Below are 19400 nucleotides of genomic sequence, written 5' to 3'. Positions count from 1 at the left end.
AATACCAACCAGCAAAACAAAACCCATCCAACTCTGGATCTCTCTTTCCTGAGGCGGGACACACATCCAGCCTCTTTCTGCATGGCAACAAAACAGCCGAACAATATTGTACTACTCTAAAGGCTTTACTACTGCCACCGAAACAGCTCGGCAGATCACAATGAACAGCTACGCCCGTACCCACTGATGATTTCGAGACCACCTTTCAGCAGCGCACATCAGAAACACCCAGCCGCACACCACATTTAAACCAGGACCAACAACCATTCCCCACAATCAAATATTTTCGCGAAATTAAAACACCAGCCATTCGGACATAAATCCAAGATAAAAAAACTTACACCAATCAGCAAAACTGAACAATATTCACCAGAATCGCTGCCATTTTTTACATTAACTTCATTATAATTTCAGACAAGAAATAATATTTGAAATTCCCCCTTCTCCAAAACTTTCCTCCAGTCTGAGTCCTGGTCGTCTCAACGCATAAATCCATCACAAATGGTCTAAATTGTGATATTTAAATCCAAGATCAACAATTGCCCGAAACATCCCCTCTTTGCTTCCACAATCATAGCGTGTACCGGCATACTGATAGCCGAACACAGGCTGTAATCGCATAAGCCGCTCAATCCCATCTGTTAACTGAATCTCTCCACCCACGCCGGCCTGCGTTTCCCTCAGACATTCGAAAATGGCCGAATCCAACACATAACGCCCAACGACACCAAGCGTAGATGGTGCCTTTTCCGGCACTGGCTTTTCAACTATTCGCTCTACCTTGAGACAATCCGACGCGGCACGGGAGCCAGCAACAATTCCATATTTACCAGTCTGGTCTGCCGGTACATCATGGATCGCCAGCATGCTGCCACCATGACGATGCGCAGCATCAATCAATTGCTGTGTGACTGATACATCAGCATCCAATAAATCATCAGCCAGAAGAACGGCGAACGGCTCATTTCCGACAATCGGTGCCGCGCACAGCACCGCATGCCCCAGGCCAAGTGGTGATGGCTGGCGTGTATAGATACAGTTGACGTGGGCAGGAAGAATATTGCGGACACAGTCGAGCAACGCATCCTTGCCCTTGGCCTCAAGCTCGGCTTCGAGTTCAGGAATGCGGTCAAAGTGATCTTCAATGGCACGCTTGTTGCGCCCGGTCACAAAGATCAGATCCGTAATGCCGGCCCTGACAGCCTCTTCAACCGCATATTGGATCAGCGGTTTATCGATGACCGGCAGCATTTCCTTGGGCATGGCCTTGGTGGCAGGCAGGAAACGGGTACCCAGCCCTGCGACGGGAAACACGGCCTTGCGGATGGGTTTCATAGAGATAGGATGCAATTGAAGATTGAGCAATCTTCAATTGTAGGCTGACTGGCAGCAGCCTACTGTCAAAAAACATCCATTAGATGTGACAATCTGACGGCGCGACTCTTTTTCTCAGATACCTGCGCGCTGCAACCCTACACCCCCCTCAACGCCAGCACCGCATTGTTTCCGCCCATTCCAAACGAATGACTCAGGGCAACAGACAGCCCCTCCACACGCCGGGCCTGGTTCGGCACGTAATCCAGATCACACTGTGGATCGCCCCCCTCGAAACGCAGCGTGGGCGGCAAGACCTGCCGTTGCAGCGCCAGTGCGGTCACCGCAGTTTCGACCGCGCCACCGGCACCGATCAGATGACCGATGGCTCCCTTGATGCTGCTGACAGCAAGACGATCTGCTGCCTGGCCAAACACCTGGCGGATGGCGGCGGTCTCGACCCGATCACCGGTCAGGGTGCCCGTCGCATGAGCATTGATATAACCAACATCCTCGGGGGCCAGCCCTGCCTGCTGCATGGCCCGGGCAATGGCCAAAGCCTGCCCTGACGGATTGGGGCGCAATGGGTGCGTGCCGTCGTTGCTCACCCCATAGCCACACACTTCCGCAATCGGCGTGGCACCGCGCGCCATGGCATGTTCGTATGTTTCCAGCAACAGCATGGCTGCACCCTCGCCCAGCGCAAACCCCGTCCGCCCCTTGCTGAACGGGCGGCAACCGCCATAGGGCTCGGCAGAGGCATCACGGCACAGCACCTGCAATTGTCCCCAGGCCTGCATCAGCTCAGGGCGCAGCATGGCCTCGGTACCTCCCGCCAGCGCCACATCGAGATAGCCATCACGAATGCGCCGGAATGCCTCGCCAATCGCGACCGCACCTGCCGTACAGGCCGTTGCATAGGTCTGGGCTTCCTGGGTGGACGTCATGTGCTGGGCGATATGTGCCGCCGGCGCATTGGGCATCACGGCAGGGATCACCAACTGGGCACGACGCGGAATCTTGTCATGAAAGGCACCCACGGCATCGCAGAGCGTGGATACCCCACCGATACCTGTGCCGACAAACACTCCGCACTCCGCCTGCTGCTCTGTGCCAAGCCGGCCAGCCTCGAGCGCCTGTTTTGCGACATACAGCGCCAGATGAGAGACACGATCCAGCATGATGGCCTGGTTACCGGGCAAATTCACGGTCATGTCGCCACGCACATAGCCGACATCCCGGCCGATGGCAGGGTCGGGATGCGGCGTCACCCCGCAGGCTCCGGCAATCAAGGCATCAAAGCAGGCATCAGGAGTATCGCCGACCGGGCTGGCCAGCCCGATTGCCGTAATGACAACACGTCGGCTCATACACGCTCTCCCTTCTGGGCCTGTTCTTCTACCTCGATCTGGCGTCGCAGTTCGGCCTCGACGCTTTCGGGCGTTGGCGGATGGATGCCGGCAGCTTCGTTTGCAGCCTTGCGCTCGGCGACTTTCTCGATATGCTCGGCCAGCTCGGTGAGATTGGTTGGAAAGAACTCGGCCAGTTCCTCGCTGGTCGTATAGTCGCGAGGCAACAGATCATCTGCGCTCAGGCCATACTCGACCTCGATGCCCAGCATGATTTCCAGCATATAGAGTGAATCGAAATTCTCGATCACTGTGGTAAAGGGGGCGTCACGCAACAATGCCGCGGCATCGCAACGGCAGGTTTCCGCAATGACCTTGGCGAGCGTGACCCGCAACTGTTCCCGATCCGGTAGTCCCGACATATCGACTCTCCAAGGCTGCTTGAAAATGGAAAAAACAGTGTATCCCAGCGCCGTGGGCCGGAATACAAGAACATTCCCAATTACATGTAGGTAAACGTGAGGGTCGCAGATGCCCGGACTGTCCCGGCCTGTACCGTGGAATCTATCTGCTGGTAACTCGCCCCCAAACCATACGTCCATTGACTGGTGGGCACATTACCAACGGGCAACCCAACACCTTTTTCTTCGGTACCAAACGACACCTGGCGATGGCCGCCGGCAGGTGGGTCATACAACCACAGCTTCACCCCGACCCCTTTAGCACCACCAGCACTCACATCCTGATTACGCAAGGTCGCCGCTTGACCGCTGACCTGCGTGTTGGCGGTAATCTTCAGTGAAGGCGCAAGACGACTGGTAGCCGCACAACTAACCTGTAACACGGTCTCGCTAATACCACCCGCCTTGCCACTCAACAGTTGAGTCGTCGAGACATCGGGCAAAGTCATGTTCAATGCTGCAGTATTGGTGACATTGCACGTGGGCACGGTAATCGTGATGTCCTGGTTCATGTACACCTTGTACAGTTGCCAGGGAATGCTGATACCGGCATTTGGCACGGTCACCTGCCCAAAGACTTGACTGGCCCTGATCACTCCCGGTTGAATCGGCTGCCCAGTCGCCACAAAATCAATACGCGTAGTCAAGTACCCGCTCTGACCAGATCCGTTCATGGGAAATACCAGCGCACCCGTCTGATAGGAATTGTTAAAGGTCGCAGGTGCCGGGACCTCTTCCCCTCCGTTGAGATAATAGTAAACCCGATACCCTATGCCCGGCACGCCAGTTGAATAAAGCTTGTAAGCGCTATCAATATAGGCACCATTGCCGTCGAATCTCTCGGTCGTGCCTGGCGGACAGTAATAAAGTGGCGCGGCCTGCCCCTGTGCCTCTCCATACAGAGATGGCAAAGCGCTCTCAGTTGTCGAAAACAGCACCTGACCACGCTGCGCCTCGGAAGGCAGCGGTCTTGTCGTCACACCAACAGACAACGGCATAACATAGCCGGAGCTACGATAAGCCGTATAGGTGTTACCCTTGTTGGTCTTGCCACCCTGATTATTCAGGCGGCAAGCCACCGCACGGCTATCAAGCGGCCCGGCATAGGCCTCGTTCATGACTACCGACTGGCTGGCCATACCCAATAAGGTGATAACCAAAGCCGGCACCATCCTGATTCGCGTCACTCTGGTCAGGCGCATGTGAACTCCTTCTGTACTTTATCGGTTCCCTGCTCGGCAGCCGACACATCGATTTCAAAGGTGCACTGCAACTCTTGCTGTTCGCCCCACTTCACCAGGAAATGGTTGTTGCCCTGCAGTCCCGTCAGCCACGAACGCCCCACCGGCCCGACCACGCCACGCTGTTCGCCATCATCGTCATAGATGGACGCACCAAATGGCAATACCTTGCCGTCGCTTCCCCGCAGGGTCGCGATAACCGTGCGGCCAATTGCAGTCTCGAAATGTGCCACGGCAATAGCCCCCCGTGTCGGCACGACAGTCTGCACGTTCTGCTGGATCGTCGCGGTTGCATCGTCGTAATCAGGTGCCAACGAAATGCGGTTTTCACGATACGGGCTGACATAGGGAATCAGCGCACGTCCATTGCTGTCGGTACGCACCCCTGGGAAAGACTCGACCTGTACTCCGGCCGCGCCCGGCGCATCGACCACAATGGCCGTCTCACCCAGCGACTGGCCAAACAGCGGCCCCTTGCCATCCACGACCACCGCACCGCTGAAGTCGAAGTTAGTATTCGAACTATTGCGTGCATAGGCATGGCTGACGTTCATGATTCCGACAGGCGAGGCATAACCCAGCGAACCATAGCCATGTCCACCACTGTCATTGCCCGAATTGATCCCGGCCTGCAGGGCATATGTCACTGCATAGTCGTCGGTCAGCGCACCACTCAGGTTGGCATCATGGCTGGTACCCTGGCCGCTGGTGTGATTCATTGAATAGCTGGCCGTATGTGATCCCCCCAGGGGCAGGCTCAGCGTGAGCATGACCGTGGACTGGCGTTCCTGCTGCGGGCTGCGGTTGAGACCGAGGTTAATCGAATAACCGACACGCCCAACGGCACTGGAATACCCCACCTGCATGTACTCGGCCTTCTTCTCCTCATTACGGTAGGTCAGGCCAAAATAGTTGAACGAAAGCGAGCCCGTCTCTCCAATGCGCTGGGCAAACGACAACTGATATTCCTGCTGGCGTTGCAAACCACGAAACACGGTACTGTCGTTACGATCACGCAGCGCATCATCCAGACTGCGATAACCCGACGAGTTGTAGCGATAGCTGGCCAGCGTCAGGTCGGTACCGCTTTCGGCAAACGACTTGGCATACTGAATGCGGGCGGCAGTACCGACCAGCTTGCCACCATCCAGCTGGCGCGAGCGTGAACTGGTCAAATCCAGCGACAGCGCGCCCAGAGCCCGCATGTTGATCGCCATGCCAATCGCACCTGCGTGGTAACCGCCCTCGGCCGTCGTCAGACCGCCATAGGCAGTCAGCCCGTAGGGCAAACCATACGCCAACGTCGCCATGCCCATCAGTGGCTTGCCATTACCGAAGCTCTGGCGATGCTGTCCCAGGGAAAAGTTGTAATTCCAGATACCTTCGCGCACCATGGTCGGCAGTGCCGAAAACGGCTGGAAAAACTGCGTGGTGCGACCATTGAGTTCCTCCACCTCGACCTCCAGGTCGCCGCCACCTGGTGTCGAATAGAGGTCATTGATGACGAACGGCCCAGCCGCGACAAAGGTGGTGTAAATCACATAGCCATTCTGGCGAACGGTGACCTTGGCATTGCTCGCCGCCACACCGCGAACCACCGGCGCGTAACCCCGCATGCTGTCCGGCAGCATGCCCTCATCGGATTGCAGTTGCACGCCCCGGAACCGGGTGGAGGTAAATATCTGGCCCGATGTCGAGCTGTCGCCCAGGCGCAGCCAACCGCGCCAGGCAGCGACATCGCGCTCGGCATAGAAGTCATTCCAGGTGAAATTCGAACTGCCGTTGTTGTCGTAGAAATTACCATTGGCACGCAAACGCCAGGCACCCAGGTTCAGACCATTGCGCAGGCTCAGGAAGCTGCTGCGATTGGTCGAGCGGCCCTCACCCGAAATCCGCATCTGGTTATGCGAAAAATGATATGAAGACCAGAAGGCCGTCTCACCGGTATCCCACATTTCGGGCGACACGGCACCCCGCGCACGCTGATTGAGCGCGGCCTGGGGTATCGACAGGTTCAAGATATTCCTGTCGAAATCATAATTGGCCGAGGCCGACGGAATAGCTGCAAGCAAGCTCGTGCACGGCGGTGCCCCCACCCCGACGAGGGAGGGGAAAGCCAGCAGATTGACACCAACGTCTTCCAGCAGCTCGGTCGACAGGCAGGGCTGCGCGTTTTCCTTGCCATCAACGGCAATGAAATCGATTTCCCGCATTCCCGACAGTTGCCCGTTGACCCGCAACACCACGGACTTCAGACCTGGCAGCACACGGTTGGACAGCGCAAAGATCGACAGATCCACGCTCGGCTGGCCGGCTCCCTGATGCAGAAAGCTGTCATCGAATTGGGCAGCCAGCTCTTCGGCATGGCTGCTCGACAGGGCGAACAGGCCCAGAACGGCACTTACATACAGCGCCAGGGATCGCCCCGGCAAGTTGCAAGGATTCACTGCACTGCTCCAGCAGGTACGCTCGTGACCGGTGCGCCCGACAGAACCGGTACCACAGCCGGCCAGGACTCGACAACACCATAGTCATTGACCACATGAGGCGTGACAGACACGCCCCCGACAGGGCAGTGCGCCAGTGGCACCCGCGTCGTTTCCAGCGGCTTGGCAATCAGGGCGCGCCCAAAGTCGCTGGCTTCGCCCGTCAGATCGATGCTGGCAAAATTGATGTTGTAGGCCGAGGTATTCTCGATGGCCAGCTGACATTGCGAACCCTCACGCGCCATCGACCACTTGATCAGTTCCGCGCCTCGTGGGGACTTCTGGATATCGTTCGGGCGATAGAACAGCTTGATCCGCGTACGTGTGGCGAGCATCAGGCTGTTTTCATCGCCATCTGTTTTTTGCGGAATTTCCAGCACGTTGATCCAGTAATAGGACTCCCGATCACTGGGCAGATCATCCTCACCCACGCGCGTGATATTCAGGCTGCGCTCGGCATTGCCATCGAAACGACTCAGCGGCGGCGAAATGAAGAACGGCGTCTCCATTTCTTCGTCATCGCCATCGATCCAGGCCTGCACCACAAAAGGCTCGGCCGACATATTGCGGGCATATACGGAGACATTGCGATCTGTTTCATTCATGATCGCACGGGTGCTGGACAACTGGACGGCAGCCTGGGCCGTTCCTGCCATCAACAGGCAGGCAGCAGCCACACATGCGGCTGCAGTCGTATTCTGGAACGTAGCCATGAGTCATACCTCCGAGTCAATCAGGAATAGGTCAAAGTGATCGTTGCCGTGGCATTGGCCGTGCCTGGTTTACGTGTCGTATTCGACGACGTTGCTCTGTAAGCAGCCTGAAAATCAAAAGTCTTTTTCCCCGAGGCAACATTAAATGCATAAGAAGTGCTGCCATCGACATTCACCATCCGATCACTCATATGAGTCGCATCTTTAGTAACAATCATGACGCCGAATCCTTGAGCGGCCCCCGTTCCGGATTGCAATGCCAATGTTATGTTGTCACCAGCAGTCGTGCCTTTAAACTTGAGTGATGCAGTACTCAAGGTACTCAGTTCACAACCACCCAACGTCACGCTGAAATTCTTCCAATATTTTTCAGGCGCAATATTGGAAGCCGCAAATTCGCTAATCGGTACATCACCCATATTGACGTTACCCACAGAAATCGTGCACGGTGTATTGGTAATACGACCGGAAATATTCAGGGTCGCAGTCTGAGCGTGAGCTGCACTCGCAGCCAGGCAAAAGGCAATCGCCCGGAAGATAAATTTCGATATGGATTTCATCGGTATCGTGACTATGAAGGTATGCGCCATACAGGCGCAGACAAGCCCGCCTGATGCTTCGCAACAGGTGCAGCCTTAAGATTTCTGGATTGTTCTCGTGCGGCCAGCCATGTAACGATGACGGCACACTTCTTTGAAAAGGCCGCGCACGCGCGGCCCTGTCAGAGGACCGACCAATGGCCGGCCTCCACTGGCCGGGGCTAAACCCCCGGCCTGCGCTGCTTAGGAGTAGGTCACTTCGAAAACGGCGCGAGCATTGGCCTTACCAGCCTTGATGTCGGCGGCGGTGGCTTCGTAGTAGGCCTTGAAGTTGAAGTTGTTGGTGCCCTTGACCAGGGTATAGGTGGTCGCAGTGCCGCCTACGTTGATCGCGGTACCGTCTTCAGCCACCAGGGCCACGGCCACGCCAGTTGCGCCACTGCCGTTTTCCAGGCTCAGCAGGCGATTGTTGATCACGCTGCCAGCACCCGGACGGAACGAAATCGAGGCGTTTTCCGACACGTCGGTGTCGCAACCCAGCAGAGCGATCGTGAAGTCGGTACCGTCACCGGCCTTGGAGCCCACGCCATTGAACATGTTGGTCGAGATGCTGCCCATCGGCACAACCATGTTGGCACCTTGCTGACCGCCACCGATCGAGCAGGCCGATTGCGTGATTTCACCCTGGAAGGAGATATTGCCGCTGTCGGCAGCAGCCGTGCCGGCGATGGCGGCAAAGCCAGCGAGAACCAGAACATTGGCAAGAGTCTTTTTCATGATGTTTGAACCTATCCTAAATACAAGAGTTGATGAAGTGAAGTGGATTCGGAAAATCAACTTTTGAGTACGAATGCGCAATCGCTGTCGCCTTTCGACTGCCCTGTGGGCACAGCGAGGGAAGCAGCATGTCCGATCAGCCGGTTGGCGGGCCAGAAAATACCCCGGCGCACCACCCTGCCCATCCAATGGGACTGGCTGCTGACACCTCGCTCATGCTTGATGTCCGCCACCATCCAACGGACGACGACAGCCAGGGCTCGCGACAGCGACGGATGCTTGCGCATCAGCCTCATGCACGGCACTGCCCAAATGCGGTAACCCAGATAAGACGTCTCGGAAAATCGTTGCGCACAATCGCTGGCATCGTAGGCCCACTCGGAAAACGAGATAAGATCCTGACGACGCAACTCAGTGCAAACGATTTTCTGTTGAAAATCCACCCAGATTCCCAGCTTGCTCATTCAAATCACTCGGTATGTTAATTTCACGATCAGGCTTTTACGCCTTGCGCTCCACAAATCGAGCGTGAACGTATATTAGGACCTTCATCTGGCGGGATATATAGAACAAAAACGAAACAACCCGCACAAAAACTCACCAACTCGTACTTGTACTAAACACCTCCCATTAATTGTCATTTATTTTCATTTTGGATTGGCAAAAAACAGTCCGAAAACAAATTCGGCCATGAAAATAAAAATCAGAAAAGGAAGGCCGACCATCAGCGCCACACCAAAAACATCAATCTGCAGCGTAGATGCAGCAATAGCCAATACCAGAACCACACCGACCACGCCTTGCCACGACCGGCCACCCGCCTGCCGACGAAAACCGACATGCGAGGCAAATATCGCCATCCAGACAGCAAGCAAGGCCGTCACGGCAATTGACGTCGCCCCAATATATACCTGCGTCGGAAAGGCTTCATAGGCAAGATATATCAGTATGGGCAGCAATACTGTGCAGGCAACGCTGCCGCTTGCGCTACGCGACCAGGGGCGCGCCAGCACCGCCGGGGCCCGACCAGCCCTGCTCAGGCCAAACAACTGGCGAGATCCTGCATAGATCTGGCTGTTGAGCACAGAGACGACTGCCAGCAGCATTAGTACATTGAAAACCGTATTGACTGCCGGCACACCGGTCAGGCCCAACAGATAGACAAAGGGAGGCACATTGAATGGAACAAAGTGCTGTGCCTGAATCCAGCCGGAGGCCGCCACTGCGCACAGAACCAATATCAGCACTCCCCAGGTCGCCCTGCGCATGCTTCGACGCAGCACGGCAGCAGGCGCTGCGGTTTCGGCCGCAGCCACTGCCATGGTTTCGATACCTATATACCCAAGAACCGCCACGACAAATGCCTGCCAAAGTGATGGCAGGGGCACATCAGCCCAGATGTCTGGCCAAACGGTATCCCCGATTCCAATTTCTGCCTCGCCGGCCAACGGTGCCTGATAGACCGCCAATGCAACAAGCGCTATCAGGGCGATGACCTTCAGCACGGCCAGCGACAATCCGAAACGCGCAGAGGCCAGCGCGCCCAGCCCATTGATTGCGCCCAGCCCGATCAACAACAGGACAACGACCATCCACCCTGGCAAGGGTGCCAGCCAGAAGCCGAACAGTGGCTCCAGCAGGACGACTTCCGTGCCGACAATACAAACGACCGCACTGAAATAGGCGACACGCACGACAATCCCCATGCGCAGGCCAATATAAGCTTCGGCATAGGCACCAAAAGCGCTTGGCACAGGATGGGTTACGGCCATATCCGCCAGACAGTACATCAGCAACAGTACCAAGCAGGCCGCAGCCACATAGCCCACCATGGCCACAACAGGTCCGGCCAGCATCAGGGGCAGCACCCCGCCCGAGACCAGCCCATAGCTGATGACTGCGCCAAAGGCCACGCCTGCCATCTGGGCCGATCCCAGAACGGCAGGCAAGCCGGCCTCTCTTCGAATGATATGTAGGATGTCCGCCATGATTCAGTATAGCTGCCGCCTCAAACGGGGCGGCGAGCCGATACGGATCAGGACAGGAAACTCAGCGGTATGTCAGGGTGACGAGCTGGCGACGAACATCCTGCCGCCCATCGCGTGCGGGAATGTCGCGCACATCGATCATGACCTCGTCGCCAGCCTGGCGACCAGGGACGCGCTGCATGACACGCTGGTCCGAACAGACAGCGGAGACCTGAAGTACTGCAGTGCGACCATTGACCTGCGGACGACAGGTGGCACCTTCGACAATTTGCCCCTGGAAACGGATGACCCCACGATCAACCTTGTTGGGGAGACCGGAGGCAGCAACTTGCGTACCCAGGCCCATCATGGCAGCCAGAACGAGTGCGGAGCCAATCTTTTTCATAGCACTTCCCTCCTGCGACATGTCTGCGGCGGCCAATCCGTAGCAAACTGTCCCTCTGTGACTGTCTTGTCTTGCCGACAAATTTCGAACTTGTCCTAATAATAATTGATATCCATACAGACAGGTACTAACTTTTGTCTAACATGGCCGGGATACAGTACCGAGTCGCTTAGTCCGTCCCTGGTCGGGTACACAATGGAGTTGCATCATGGCCATCAAAATCATCCTGGCAGACGATCATCCGGTCCTGATCGCTGGCATGCAGCATGAGCTGTCTGCCTTGCGCACGCTCGATATCGTGGGTACCGCCCACAATTCGACCGAAGTCATCGACCTGCTGACCCGCAGGCCATGCGACATTCTGGTCACGGATTACGTCATGCCCGGCGGCAGCGTAGGAGATGGCATGGGCATGTTGGCATTTCTGCAACGCCGCTACCCGGCTCTCAAGATCATTGTCTTCACCACGGTGGACAACCTGGCAATGGTGACCGCCATGCTGGATCTGGGCATCAAGGCCGTGCTGAGCAAGGCCGATGAAATCGATCATCTGATTGCCGCCATTCATGCCGTGCATGCAGGAGCCAGCTATCTGTCTCCCAGCCTGCGCACTGCAGGTGCCGGCCCCACAGCAGCGGCCACCTCGGAACGACAGAAACTGTCGCGCCGCGAGGCAGAAGTGGTCCGTCTATATGTTGGCGGGGCATCGATCAATGAAATCGCCCAGCAGGTCAATCGCACCAAGCAGACCGTCAGCACACAGAAGAACAGCGCCATGCGCAAGCTCGGTATACAGCGTGATGCCGATCTGTTCAAGTTTGCCTACGAAAGCGGCCTTATCATGGGCAGCGGCAATACGGACACACCACCGCCCGACACACTGGACAGCAATAAAGACCACGCAGCAAACTGATGCAGTTTGAAATTTAGAACTGATCCGATTGTGAAATTCCTTTTGCTTCTTTACACTTTTTTGCATTTGCACCCCAACAGGGGCAATCTCTCGGAAAGTTAAAGTCACTCGGCCATCCGGAGTACAGCAGTGAGCAAGGCAGACAAGGGAACCGTTCAGGGCGTATTGCTTCAGTTTGCCCATCTGGGAACGACTGGACAGGATCAGTTCATTGGCATGATGAATGAGTTCCTGCTGTCATCTCCCAAGCAGCGCCGGGCGCTGACCAGCCAGTGGAAACAACACGTGGCTGCCAATGAACAAATCTGCTGCCCAGGAAAACCCGGACAACACAGCTGAGGGATTAATGAATATGATGCAACCTCGCCCTCGGTCCAGGACCGCCATGCCTCCCGCATCCTTTCGCAAGATATCGCGCTCGTTCCGGTGGCTGCAGATCGCCATCTTCGGAGGACTGCCTCTGGCCATCCTGCTGATTATTGCGTTGTTCTGGGGCATGCAACTCATCATCACTCAGGCACGGGAAAAAACCGAATTCGATTTCGCTGCCCTGACCACCTACCTCCACGCACAGGAACGCTACCTGCGCACCCTGCAACAGCGCAACGAAACCTTGCCGACCCGAACGGCGATGCTGCTGCCAGAACCCGCCAATCAATCTACGATCCACGACGACAAGCCCTACCTCTACCAGGTACGTCCCTCCATTGCCGATATTCCCTACGCAATACTCTGCATGGAAAAGGTGACCTGCCCGGTCAATGCAGACCACCCCGCCAATCGCGCAGCCCTGCATGCCATCGGCGACTTTCTCTCGGATTTCTATGCTGCCTACTGGTCACGCTCCTATTTTCCAGGCGCAACGACCCTGCTGATCGATGGCAATTCAGATCTCAGCCTCGTGGTCCCTGCTGACGAAACCATTGCCGGACGCCAGACGCTTTCGCCTCAAGATCTGCTGCTGACAGTTGCAACGATCCGCAGCGCGGCTCAGAGTGCAGCCAGTCCGTCGCTGTCTGAACCAGAAATTCGATGGCTGCACCTGCCCGACCTGCCCGGCACGATCGTCGGCTATACCAGCGCCCCGTTTCCTTCCGGCGTCTGGCCAGTACGCAATACCGACAACAATGGACAATTGCACGCAGCCACGGTGTTCAACCTGGCCAGCACCAACCTTCTTGCCAAAATCGCTGTCTCGCCGCTGTATGACGAATTCTGGATGCTGCACAATGACAGCATCCTGGTCAGCAACAACGGAGCGCCCCCCCCACAGACCCAAACAGGCACAGACCTGACCCTTTCTGGCGTCGTCTTCGGCTTCACAGACGCCAGCGGCAGTTGGCTCGGAGTTTACAAAGTACGCTACAGCACGCTGTTTAGCGCCAACTCATGGCTCCCCCTGACAGCGCTGGGATTGCTTGTCCTGTGCACCCTGGTTGGTGGTGCCTATGCCCGCTGGTATAACCGTCGTGTCGTCCAGCCCATCCAGCAATCGCACCAGGCCCTGCATGAAAGCGAAGCCTTCGGCAGGACCTTGCTCGATACGGCACCCGTGGCGCTCTGCATTCTGTCGCGCGACGACGGCAGCGTACTGTTTGCCAATACATTGGCGCAGCAATGGCTGGATATCGCCACCGCCGATGACGGCACACGGCAACTGCCCGCAAACCTGCTACCGAAAGACTTGCTTCATGCTGATACGCTGGGGAGCCGCGACAACCTGCAACTCCATGACCGGACACTGCAGGTTGCCTACGCGCCCACCCGCTATCACCGGCAACCAGCCTTGCTCTGTGCCTTTGCCGACGTCAGCGTGCGCGCACAATACGAGAAGGCACTCAGCAAGGCGAAGTCCGAAGCCGACAGCGCAAACAGTGCCAAGTCACGCTTTCTGGCAGCCATGAGCCACGAAATCCGTACCCCGCTGTACGGCATTCTGGGCACAATGGAGCTGCTCTCGATGACACAACTGACGCCCGCCCAGCGTCAGCACCTGCGGCGCCTACAGCAATCCTCGGCCATCCTGATGCAGTTGATCAGCGATATTCTGGATCTCACCAAGATCGAGGCTGACCAGATGGCCCTGAACATGGAATCGTTCTGCCCTGGTCGGCTGGTACAGACTTGCGTGGATGGATTCTCCGGCATGGCGCGCCAGAAAGGCCTGCAGATATTTGCCTGCATCGAGCCTTCGGTCCCGGATTGTGTGCAGGGCGATCCGACACGGATTCGCCAGATTATCTACAATTTCCTCAGCAATGCCATCAAGTTCACACTCTCTGGGCAGGTCGTCGCACGCTTGCGATCACAGCACCAGCCCGACGGCAGCGTCGAGCTGGTCTTCCAGGTCGTGGACAGCGGGCCTGGCATCAGTGCCGAAGATCAGACACGGCTTTTTACCCCGTTCTACCAAGTTGCCTCGCAGAACCACACCTCGCAGGGTACCGGACTGGGGCTGTCGATTTCCGACAATCTGGCACGCCTCATGGGTGGCGACATTCAGGTGACCAGCGAGCTGGGGCTGGGCAGCAGCTTTGCCCTGCGAATCACTCTGGAAACAGCCGCCTGCCCGCAACGCCCTGCAGAGCCAGACTTGAGTGGACTTGATCTGCGCGTACGCAGCGCACACGCAGAATTGAGCCGAAACCTGTGTCTGTGGTTCCGAAAATGGGGGGCCCAGGCCGAAGCAATCCTGCCCGCCGACATGCCTGAAACAGCGACGGCATCAGCCAACACCTTGCTGATCGATGTGCTGGTCTCACAACCTGGCCGTCCATCGGACTGGCCCGGCAAGTACATCCTGGCCGGGACACCCCTGGCACCAGAACCAGACCATGCCGACGCTCGCCTGGAAGGCTGCGGTGCCGATGACATTGCGCGAGGCATCCTTCGTTATCTTCAGCATCCCGACAGCACATCGGAGCTGGAATCGAACAGCCATGCATATCACGAACTGGGCCTGCAAATACTGGTAGCGGAAGACAATCCGATCAACCAGGCTACCCTCAGGGATCAACTGGAGCTGCTGGGCTGCACGGTAACCATGACCAGCGATGGTGCCGAGGCCCTCCAGCGCTGGGCAGCAGCCTCCTACGATATCGTGCTGACCGACGTCAATATGCCCCGCATGAACGGTTATGAACTGACTTCTGCCTTGCGCAACACGGGCACTGACGTCCCGATCATCGGCGTCACCGCCAATGCCATGCGCGAGGAAGAAAATCACTGCCGGCAGGCAGGCATGAATGCCTGGATCGTTAAGCCCATCAACCTTGATACGCTGTACCACAGCCTGTACACGCTGGCACCACACAAGGTATCGGCCCGTCTGGTACCCGACGCAACGACGCTGCCTGTATCCCAGATCGCGCCAGCCATCCACGACAGCGCAACCTCGGATGCCATCAGCGAACTTGACCTGATCCCGGCCAAGCACCGTGAGCTATTTCGTCAATCCATGACAGACGATGCAAACTCATTGCTGGAAGCGGTTGGCAGCCAAAAACCCTCGAGCATCCAGCAAGCCTTGCACCGCATGCATGGCGCTCTGTTGAGCATGCGCCAACAAAGTTTTGCCAAACGGGTTCACAATGCAGAAGATGCGTTGCGTGCCGGGCCACTGACCCCCGAGTTGGAAGCCACACTCCTGCGCATTGCAATTGATCTGAAAACGGTGATTGATGAACACTTGCCAACCTGACCTCCACCCGGGCAGATCGCCATGAAGAAACTGCGCCTGGTTTTTGCCGATGACCATCCTCTCGTACTGGCGGGGATTCGCGATTTCTTCGCCAACGACATCCGCTTCGACATCACGGCATGCGTCACCACGCCGACCGAACTGATCGAACATATCATCAAGGAAAAGCCGGACGTCGCCATTACGGACCTGTCGATGCCCGGCGACACACGGCACAACGACGGACTGGCGCTGATCGCCTATCTTGCCAATCACTTCCCGCAGACCCAGATCCTGGTGGTCACGATGATGAGCAACCCGCTGGTGATCGCTTCTCTCTACAAGGCCGGTGCCAGTGGTGTTGTCCTCAAGAGCGATCCGCCCGATACGCTCAAGATCGCACTGGAAGCCCTGCGCCTGGGACGCCAGTACCTGCATCCCAGCCTGATGCGCCAGCAACCATCAGCGGATACAACACTTGCCTCGGACCTTTCTCGCAAGGAAATAGAAGTCTTGCGCCGCTTTATCGGAGGGCAATCGCTCAAGGACATTGCATACGATCTGAGCCGGAGCATCAAGACCATCAGCAATCAGAAACGGTCGGCCATGCGCAAACTCAATGTCTCCAATGACCAGGAGCTGATTACCTTCTGCACACGCCATCGACTGCTTGATTGAGCGTCGATTTTTTCAGAACCTTCCCAAACCTGACGCAGAGACCGGCCTCTATCATGAAGGCCATGAAGGCTCATCTTAGCGCCCCCTCCAACGACCTGCGTACCCCGCCTCGCATCCCACATCTGCTGCTGCATATTCTTGCACTGGCACTCGTGGGCTGTATTCTGGCGGGTGGAGCCCTGTATCTTTATACGGCCTTCAACAATGAGGTGTCGACCTATCGCCGGGACATGAACGCCTCGGCCTACGACGCACAGTTTTTCTTCGACCGCCGTGAAGCCCAATTGCGTTCGGTCACGGCGGCCATGCTGCCCTCCCGGAAAGCCACGCCCCCGGTCACCTCTGAGCCGCGCAATGGTGCCACGCAGTTGGAAGTCGTTCCCGTGACTGCCACGTCGGATGGTGCCCCGTTCTGGTACCTGCTGGTGACGGCACGTGATCGCCAGCTTCTCGACCTGCAACAGGTCAACATCCTGCATACGTCGATCTCGACCGGCAAAACCCGCTATGTGACGGGTTCTGGGCACGGCATCCCTACCGGCGTACAGACCTGGATTGCCGAATTCCTTGCCACGCGCGCCACGGCCGCACGTGCCGATGGCTATGCGCCTCTGTTCTGGTTGCGACCACCCGGCGACGACATCTCGCGCCTGTTCCTCTATACCCCTCTGGACATGTCGGATCCCGATGCGGGATGGGTTGGCCTGGAAGTCAACAATATCGAGACCGCCATACGCTGGCATGACAACAGCCGACATCCGCAGAACTATGTGCTGCTGACCCCGACGCAGCATGTCGTTCTGCACGAAGGGGAAATCCTCGATCCGGAATGGTACAGCCACAAGGAAATCCCCCAGGACAGTTTTTATTACGCCTGGGACAATCGACTGCCTTCCCATCTGGTCTTGAGCAAGGCCATCGGCGAAGGCGGCTGGAGGCTGGTGTACTCCGTCCCTATCAACGTTATTTTCGAGCATGGTCATATACCGCTCTACCACGTACTGGCTACCGTCCTCACGCTCTGTACGCTTGTGGCACTCATCATGCACCAGATCCGTCGCAGGCTGCTGCAACCCGCGCTGGCACAGTATGCCGCGCTGCAGGACAGTGAGCGTCTGACCCGGACCATTGTCGATGCCGCTCCGGTGGGCCTGTGCCTGATCGACCGCAACAGCGGTGTTCCCCTGGTCTCCAATGAGCAGGCCAGGCAATGGATGCATGCCGAGGACAGCCAGTGGCGCCTGCAGGCATTGCAAAACCAGGAGCCAGGACAGGAGCGCACGTTGCGTGATGGACGCAGCATTCTCCTCAAGGTCGTTCCCATGGAACATCAGGGCCATGAAGTGGCCCTCTGCGCCGTGAATGACATCACTGCGCTCAAGGAAGTCGAGCGTTCGCTGCTGACCGCCAAGCACAAGGCCGACTCCGCCAACAAGGCCAAAACCGATTTCATTGCCACCATGAGCCATGAAATCCGCACGCCCCTGTTCGGCATCATGGGCACGCTGGAGTTACTGTCTCTGACCGAACTGACACAGCGCCAGCGCCAATATCTGCGGACCATCCAGCTATCGTCCGGCACTCTGATGCGAACCATCAGCGAAACCCTGGATCTGGCACGCGCCGAAGCCGGTCACGAAAAACTGCAGATTTCGGATCTCTCGCCCGTCGATCTGCTCAACAGCGTCGTCGCCAGCTACGCCGATCGTGCCCGTGCCAAGGGCATCCTGCTCTATGGAGTGGCAGACTGCCGGGTACCCCAGCGGGTGGCTGGCGACGAACTGCGGCTGCGCCAGATCCTCAACAATCTGGTCAGCAACGCCATCAAGTTCACACTGGGTGGGCATGTCGTACTGCGCCTGCGCATCCTCGATATGGACGACAGCCAGGTGACGCTCTGTTTCCAGGTAGCGGATACCGGCATCGGCATTCCCCCCGAGCATCAGCACAAGCTGTTCTCTCCGTATTACCAGGTGGAAAACCGCAGTCAGGGCGAGGACAATCCGGCCGGCTCCGGATTGGGGCTATTCATCTGCAAGCGACTGGCCAGTCTCATGCACGGCACCCTGTCTGTGGTCAGCACACCGGGGCTGGGCACCAGTATTGACCTGCGCGTTTCACTGCCACTGGGCACCCAGCCGGCCAGCCAGTTCCTGTTGCCGCGTACGGTCTATGTCAGCGGTGCCATCCAGGAAACCATACTCAACCTGTGTGACTGGCTCAATCAGTGGGGCATCAATGCCTTGCCGTTCCAGGTCGGGGATGAAGCACAGGCCAAGGGCGCACTTCTGCTGTCGGCCTGGCCGCCTGCTACACCGGCACCGGACTGGCAGGGTCAGCGCCTGGTCATGTCACCTCCCGGCCAGATCCCGGATGAGGCCACCAGCCCACTCATGCACTACTGCAACGCCTATGATCTGCAGGATCTGAAGCGTACGCTGCTTCTGCTGCAAGAACACCAGCCGCAGCAATCACTCAACCCGACCCGGCCTTTCGAGGCCAGCCTGGGCCTGCGCGTCATGGTCGCCGACGACAACATGGTCAACCAGCGCATTCTGTCCGAACAGCTTGCGCATCTCGGCTGTACCGTCCTGCTGGCCAAGGACGGCCAGTCGGCGCTGCAGCAGCTTGAGCACGAAGAGGTAGACGTGGTACTGACCGATATCAACATGCCCATCATGGATGGCTACACGCTGGCCAGTCGCCTGCGTTCGCAGCACTACAAGGCACCGATCTATGGCGTCACCGCCAGTGCCATGTCCGACGAGCGCAAGCGCGCGCGCGATTGCGGCATGGAAGACCTGCTGCTGCGTCCGTTGTCAATCAATACACTGCACGATACACTCCAGGCTGCCATCGTGCGCGGGAGAGCCTGAT

General features: G+C 57.4%; 16 protein-coding genes. 5 read left to right on the top strand and 11 right to left on the bottom strand.

Annotated features, from left to right (window positions below):
* Positions 1-495: 495 nt before the first annotated feature.
* From galU to DD235_RS12285, 11 genes are all read right to left on the bottom strand, one after another.
* Entirely contained in the window at positions 496-1335 is an 840-nt protein-coding gene (galU, locus tag DD235_RS12335) for a UTP--glucose-1-phosphate uridylyltransferase GalU (protein ID WP_109062401.1), read from the bottom strand.
* A 137-nt stretch (positions 1336-1472) separates the two neighbouring features.
* Positions 1473-2684, bottom strand: coding sequence for a beta-ketoacyl-[acyl-carrier-protein] synthase family protein (locus DD235_RS12330; protein WP_109062400.1), 1212 nt, complete (start codon positions 2682-2684; stop codon positions 1473-1475).
* The gene (locus tag DD235_RS12325; RefSeq protein WP_109062399.1) at positions 2681-3085 is read right to left on the bottom strand and encodes an acyl carrier protein; all 405 of its coding nucleotides are present in this window, start codon (positions 3083-3085) and stop codon (positions 2681-2683) included. Before DD235_RS12325 ends, DD235_RS12330 begins: the two co-directional genes overlap by 4 nt.
* An 80-nt stretch (positions 3086-3165) precedes the next feature.
* Positions 3166-4326 carry a fimbrial protein gene (locus DD235_RS12320; RefSeq protein ID WP_109062398.1) on the bottom strand — a complete coding sequence of 387 codons (1161 nt, stop codon included), beginning with the start codon at positions 4324-4326 and terminating at the stop codon, positions 3166-3168.
* Positions 4317-6812, bottom strand: coding sequence for a fimbria/pilus outer membrane usher protein (locus DD235_RS12315; RefSeq protein ID WP_239990132.1), 2496 nt, complete (start codon positions 6810-6812; stop codon positions 4317-4319). The genes DD235_RS12320 and DD235_RS12315 overlap by 10 nt, the downstream gene beginning before the upstream one ends.
* Positions 6809-7564 (bottom strand): fimbrial biogenesis chaperone, encoded by a 756-nt coding sequence (locus DD235_RS12310; protein WP_109062397.1) that lies wholly within the window; start codon positions 7562-7564, stop codon positions 6809-6811. The genes DD235_RS12315 and DD235_RS12310 overlap by 4 nt, the downstream gene beginning before the upstream one ends.
* Before the next feature lie 20 nt (positions 7565-7584).
* Positions 7585-8154, bottom strand: coding sequence for a fimbrial protein (locus DD235_RS12305; RefSeq protein ID WP_239990131.1), 570 nt, complete (start codon positions 8152-8154; stop codon positions 7585-7587).
* Positions 8155-8346: 192 nt separating this feature from the next.
* On the bottom strand, positions 8347-8880 hold the full coding sequence (locus DD235_RS12300) for a fimbrial protein (RefSeq protein WP_109062396.1): 534 nt from the start codon (positions 8878-8880) through the stop codon (positions 8347-8349).
* A gap of 56 nt (positions 8881-8936) precedes the next feature.
* Positions 8937-9344: a hypothetical protein gene (locus DD235_RS12295; RefSeq protein ID WP_109062395.1), complete on the bottom strand. Its 408-nt coding sequence runs from the start codon at positions 9342-9344 to the stop codon at positions 8937-8939.
* 183 nt (positions 9345-9527) lie between these two features.
* Positions 9528-10829: an amino acid permease gene (locus tag DD235_RS12290; protein ID WP_162300488.1), complete on the bottom strand. Its 1302-nt coding sequence runs from the start codon at positions 10827-10829 to the stop codon at positions 9528-9530.
* Between the two features lie 100 nt (positions 10830-10929).
* Positions 10930-11253 (bottom strand): hypothetical protein, encoded by a 324-nt coding sequence (locus DD235_RS12285; RefSeq protein WP_109062393.1) that lies wholly within the window; start codon positions 11251-11253, stop codon positions 10930-10932.
* 208 nt (positions 11254-11461) lie between these two features.
* Between DD235_RS12285 and DD235_RS12280 the strand changes: the two genes are divergently transcribed.
* The 5 genes from DD235_RS12280 (at position 11462) to DD235_RS12260 (ending at position 19399) form a co-directional block, all read left to right on the top strand.
* Positions 11462-12166, top strand: a complete 705-nt coding sequence (locus DD235_RS12280) for a response regulator (protein ID WP_109062392.1) — start codon at positions 11462-11464, stop codon at positions 12164-12166.
* Between the two features lie 129 nt (positions 12167-12295).
* The gene (locus DD235_RS12275) at positions 12296-12505 is read left to right on the top strand and encodes a hypothetical protein (RefSeq protein ID WP_109062391.1); all 210 of its coding nucleotides are present in this window, start codon (positions 12296-12298) and stop codon (positions 12503-12505) included.
* Between the two features lie 46 nt (positions 12506-12551).
* Complete coding sequence (locus DD235_RS12270) at positions 12552-15866, top strand: hybrid sensor histidine kinase/response regulator (RefSeq protein WP_162300487.1); 3315 nt, start codon at positions 12552-12554, stop codon at positions 15864-15866.
* A gap of 21 nt (positions 15867-15887) precedes the next feature.
* Entirely contained in the window at positions 15888-16523 is a 636-nt protein-coding gene (locus DD235_RS12265) for a response regulator (RefSeq protein ID WP_109062389.1), read from the top strand.
* Between the two features lie 62 nt (positions 16524-16585).
* Positions 16586-19399 (top strand): ATP-binding protein, encoded by a 2814-nt coding sequence (locus DD235_RS12260; protein WP_162300486.1) that lies wholly within the window; start codon positions 16586-16588, stop codon positions 19397-19399.
* Position 19400 lies beyond the last annotated feature (1 nt).

This window comes from Corticimicrobacter populi (assembly GCF_003123725.1).
Classification (GTDB): Bacteria; Pseudomonadota; Gammaproteobacteria; order Burkholderiales; family Burkholderiaceae_B; genus Corticimicrobacter; species Corticimicrobacter populi.
The sequence above is the reverse complement of the archived record's forward strand: the minus strand, read 5'-3'. Positions and strand labels throughout refer to the sequence as shown.

Coding starts and splice junctions, on each gene's coding strand:
- DD235_RS12330 (WP_109062400.1), bottom strand. CDS start 2,684: ATGAGCCGACGTGTTGTCATTACGGCAATCGGGCTGGCCAGCCCGGTC.
- DD235_RS12260 (WP_162300486.1), top strand. CDS start 16,586: ATGAAGGCTCATCTTAGCGCCCCCTCCAACGACCTGCGTACCCCGCCT.
- DD235_RS12280 (WP_109062392.1), top strand. CDS start 11,462: ATGGCCATCAAAATCATCCTGGCAGACGATCATCCGGTCCTGATCGCT.
- DD235_RS12310 (WP_109062397.1), bottom strand. CDS start 7,564: ATGGCTACGTTCCAGAATACGACTGCAGCCGCATGTGTGGCTGCTGCC.
- DD235_RS12320 (WP_109062398.1), bottom strand. CDS start 4,326: ATGCGCCTGACCAGAGTGACGCGAATCAGGATGGTGCCGGCTTTGGTT.
- DD235_RS12265 (WP_109062389.1), top strand. CDS start 15,888: ATGAAGAAACTGCGCCTGGTTTTTGCCGATGACCATCCTCTCGTACTG.
- DD235_RS12300 (WP_109062396.1), bottom strand. CDS start 8,880: ATGAAAAAGACTCTTGCCAATGTTCTGGTTCTCGCTGGCTTTGCCGCC.
- galU (WP_109062401.1), bottom strand. CDS start 1,335: ATGAAACCCATCCGCAAGGCCGTGTTTCCCGTCGCAGGGCTGGGTACC.
- DD235_RS12285 (WP_109062393.1), bottom strand. CDS start 11,253: ATGAAAAAGATTGGCTCCGCACTCGTTCTGGCTGCCATGATGGGCCTG.
- DD235_RS12325 (WP_109062399.1), bottom strand. CDS start 3,085: ATGTCGGGACTACCGGATCGGGAACAGTTGCGGGTCACGCTCGCCAAG.
- DD235_RS12305 (WP_239990131.1), bottom strand. CDS start 8,154: ATGGCGCATACCTTCATAGTCACGATACCGATGAAATCCATATCGAAA.
- DD235_RS12270 (WP_162300487.1), top strand. CDS start 12,552: ATGCCTCCCGCATCCTTTCGCAAGATATCGCGCTCGTTCCGGTGGCTG.
- DD235_RS12295 (WP_109062395.1), bottom strand. CDS start 9,344: ATGAGCAAGCTGGGAATCTGGGTGGATTTTCAACAGAAAATCGTTTGC.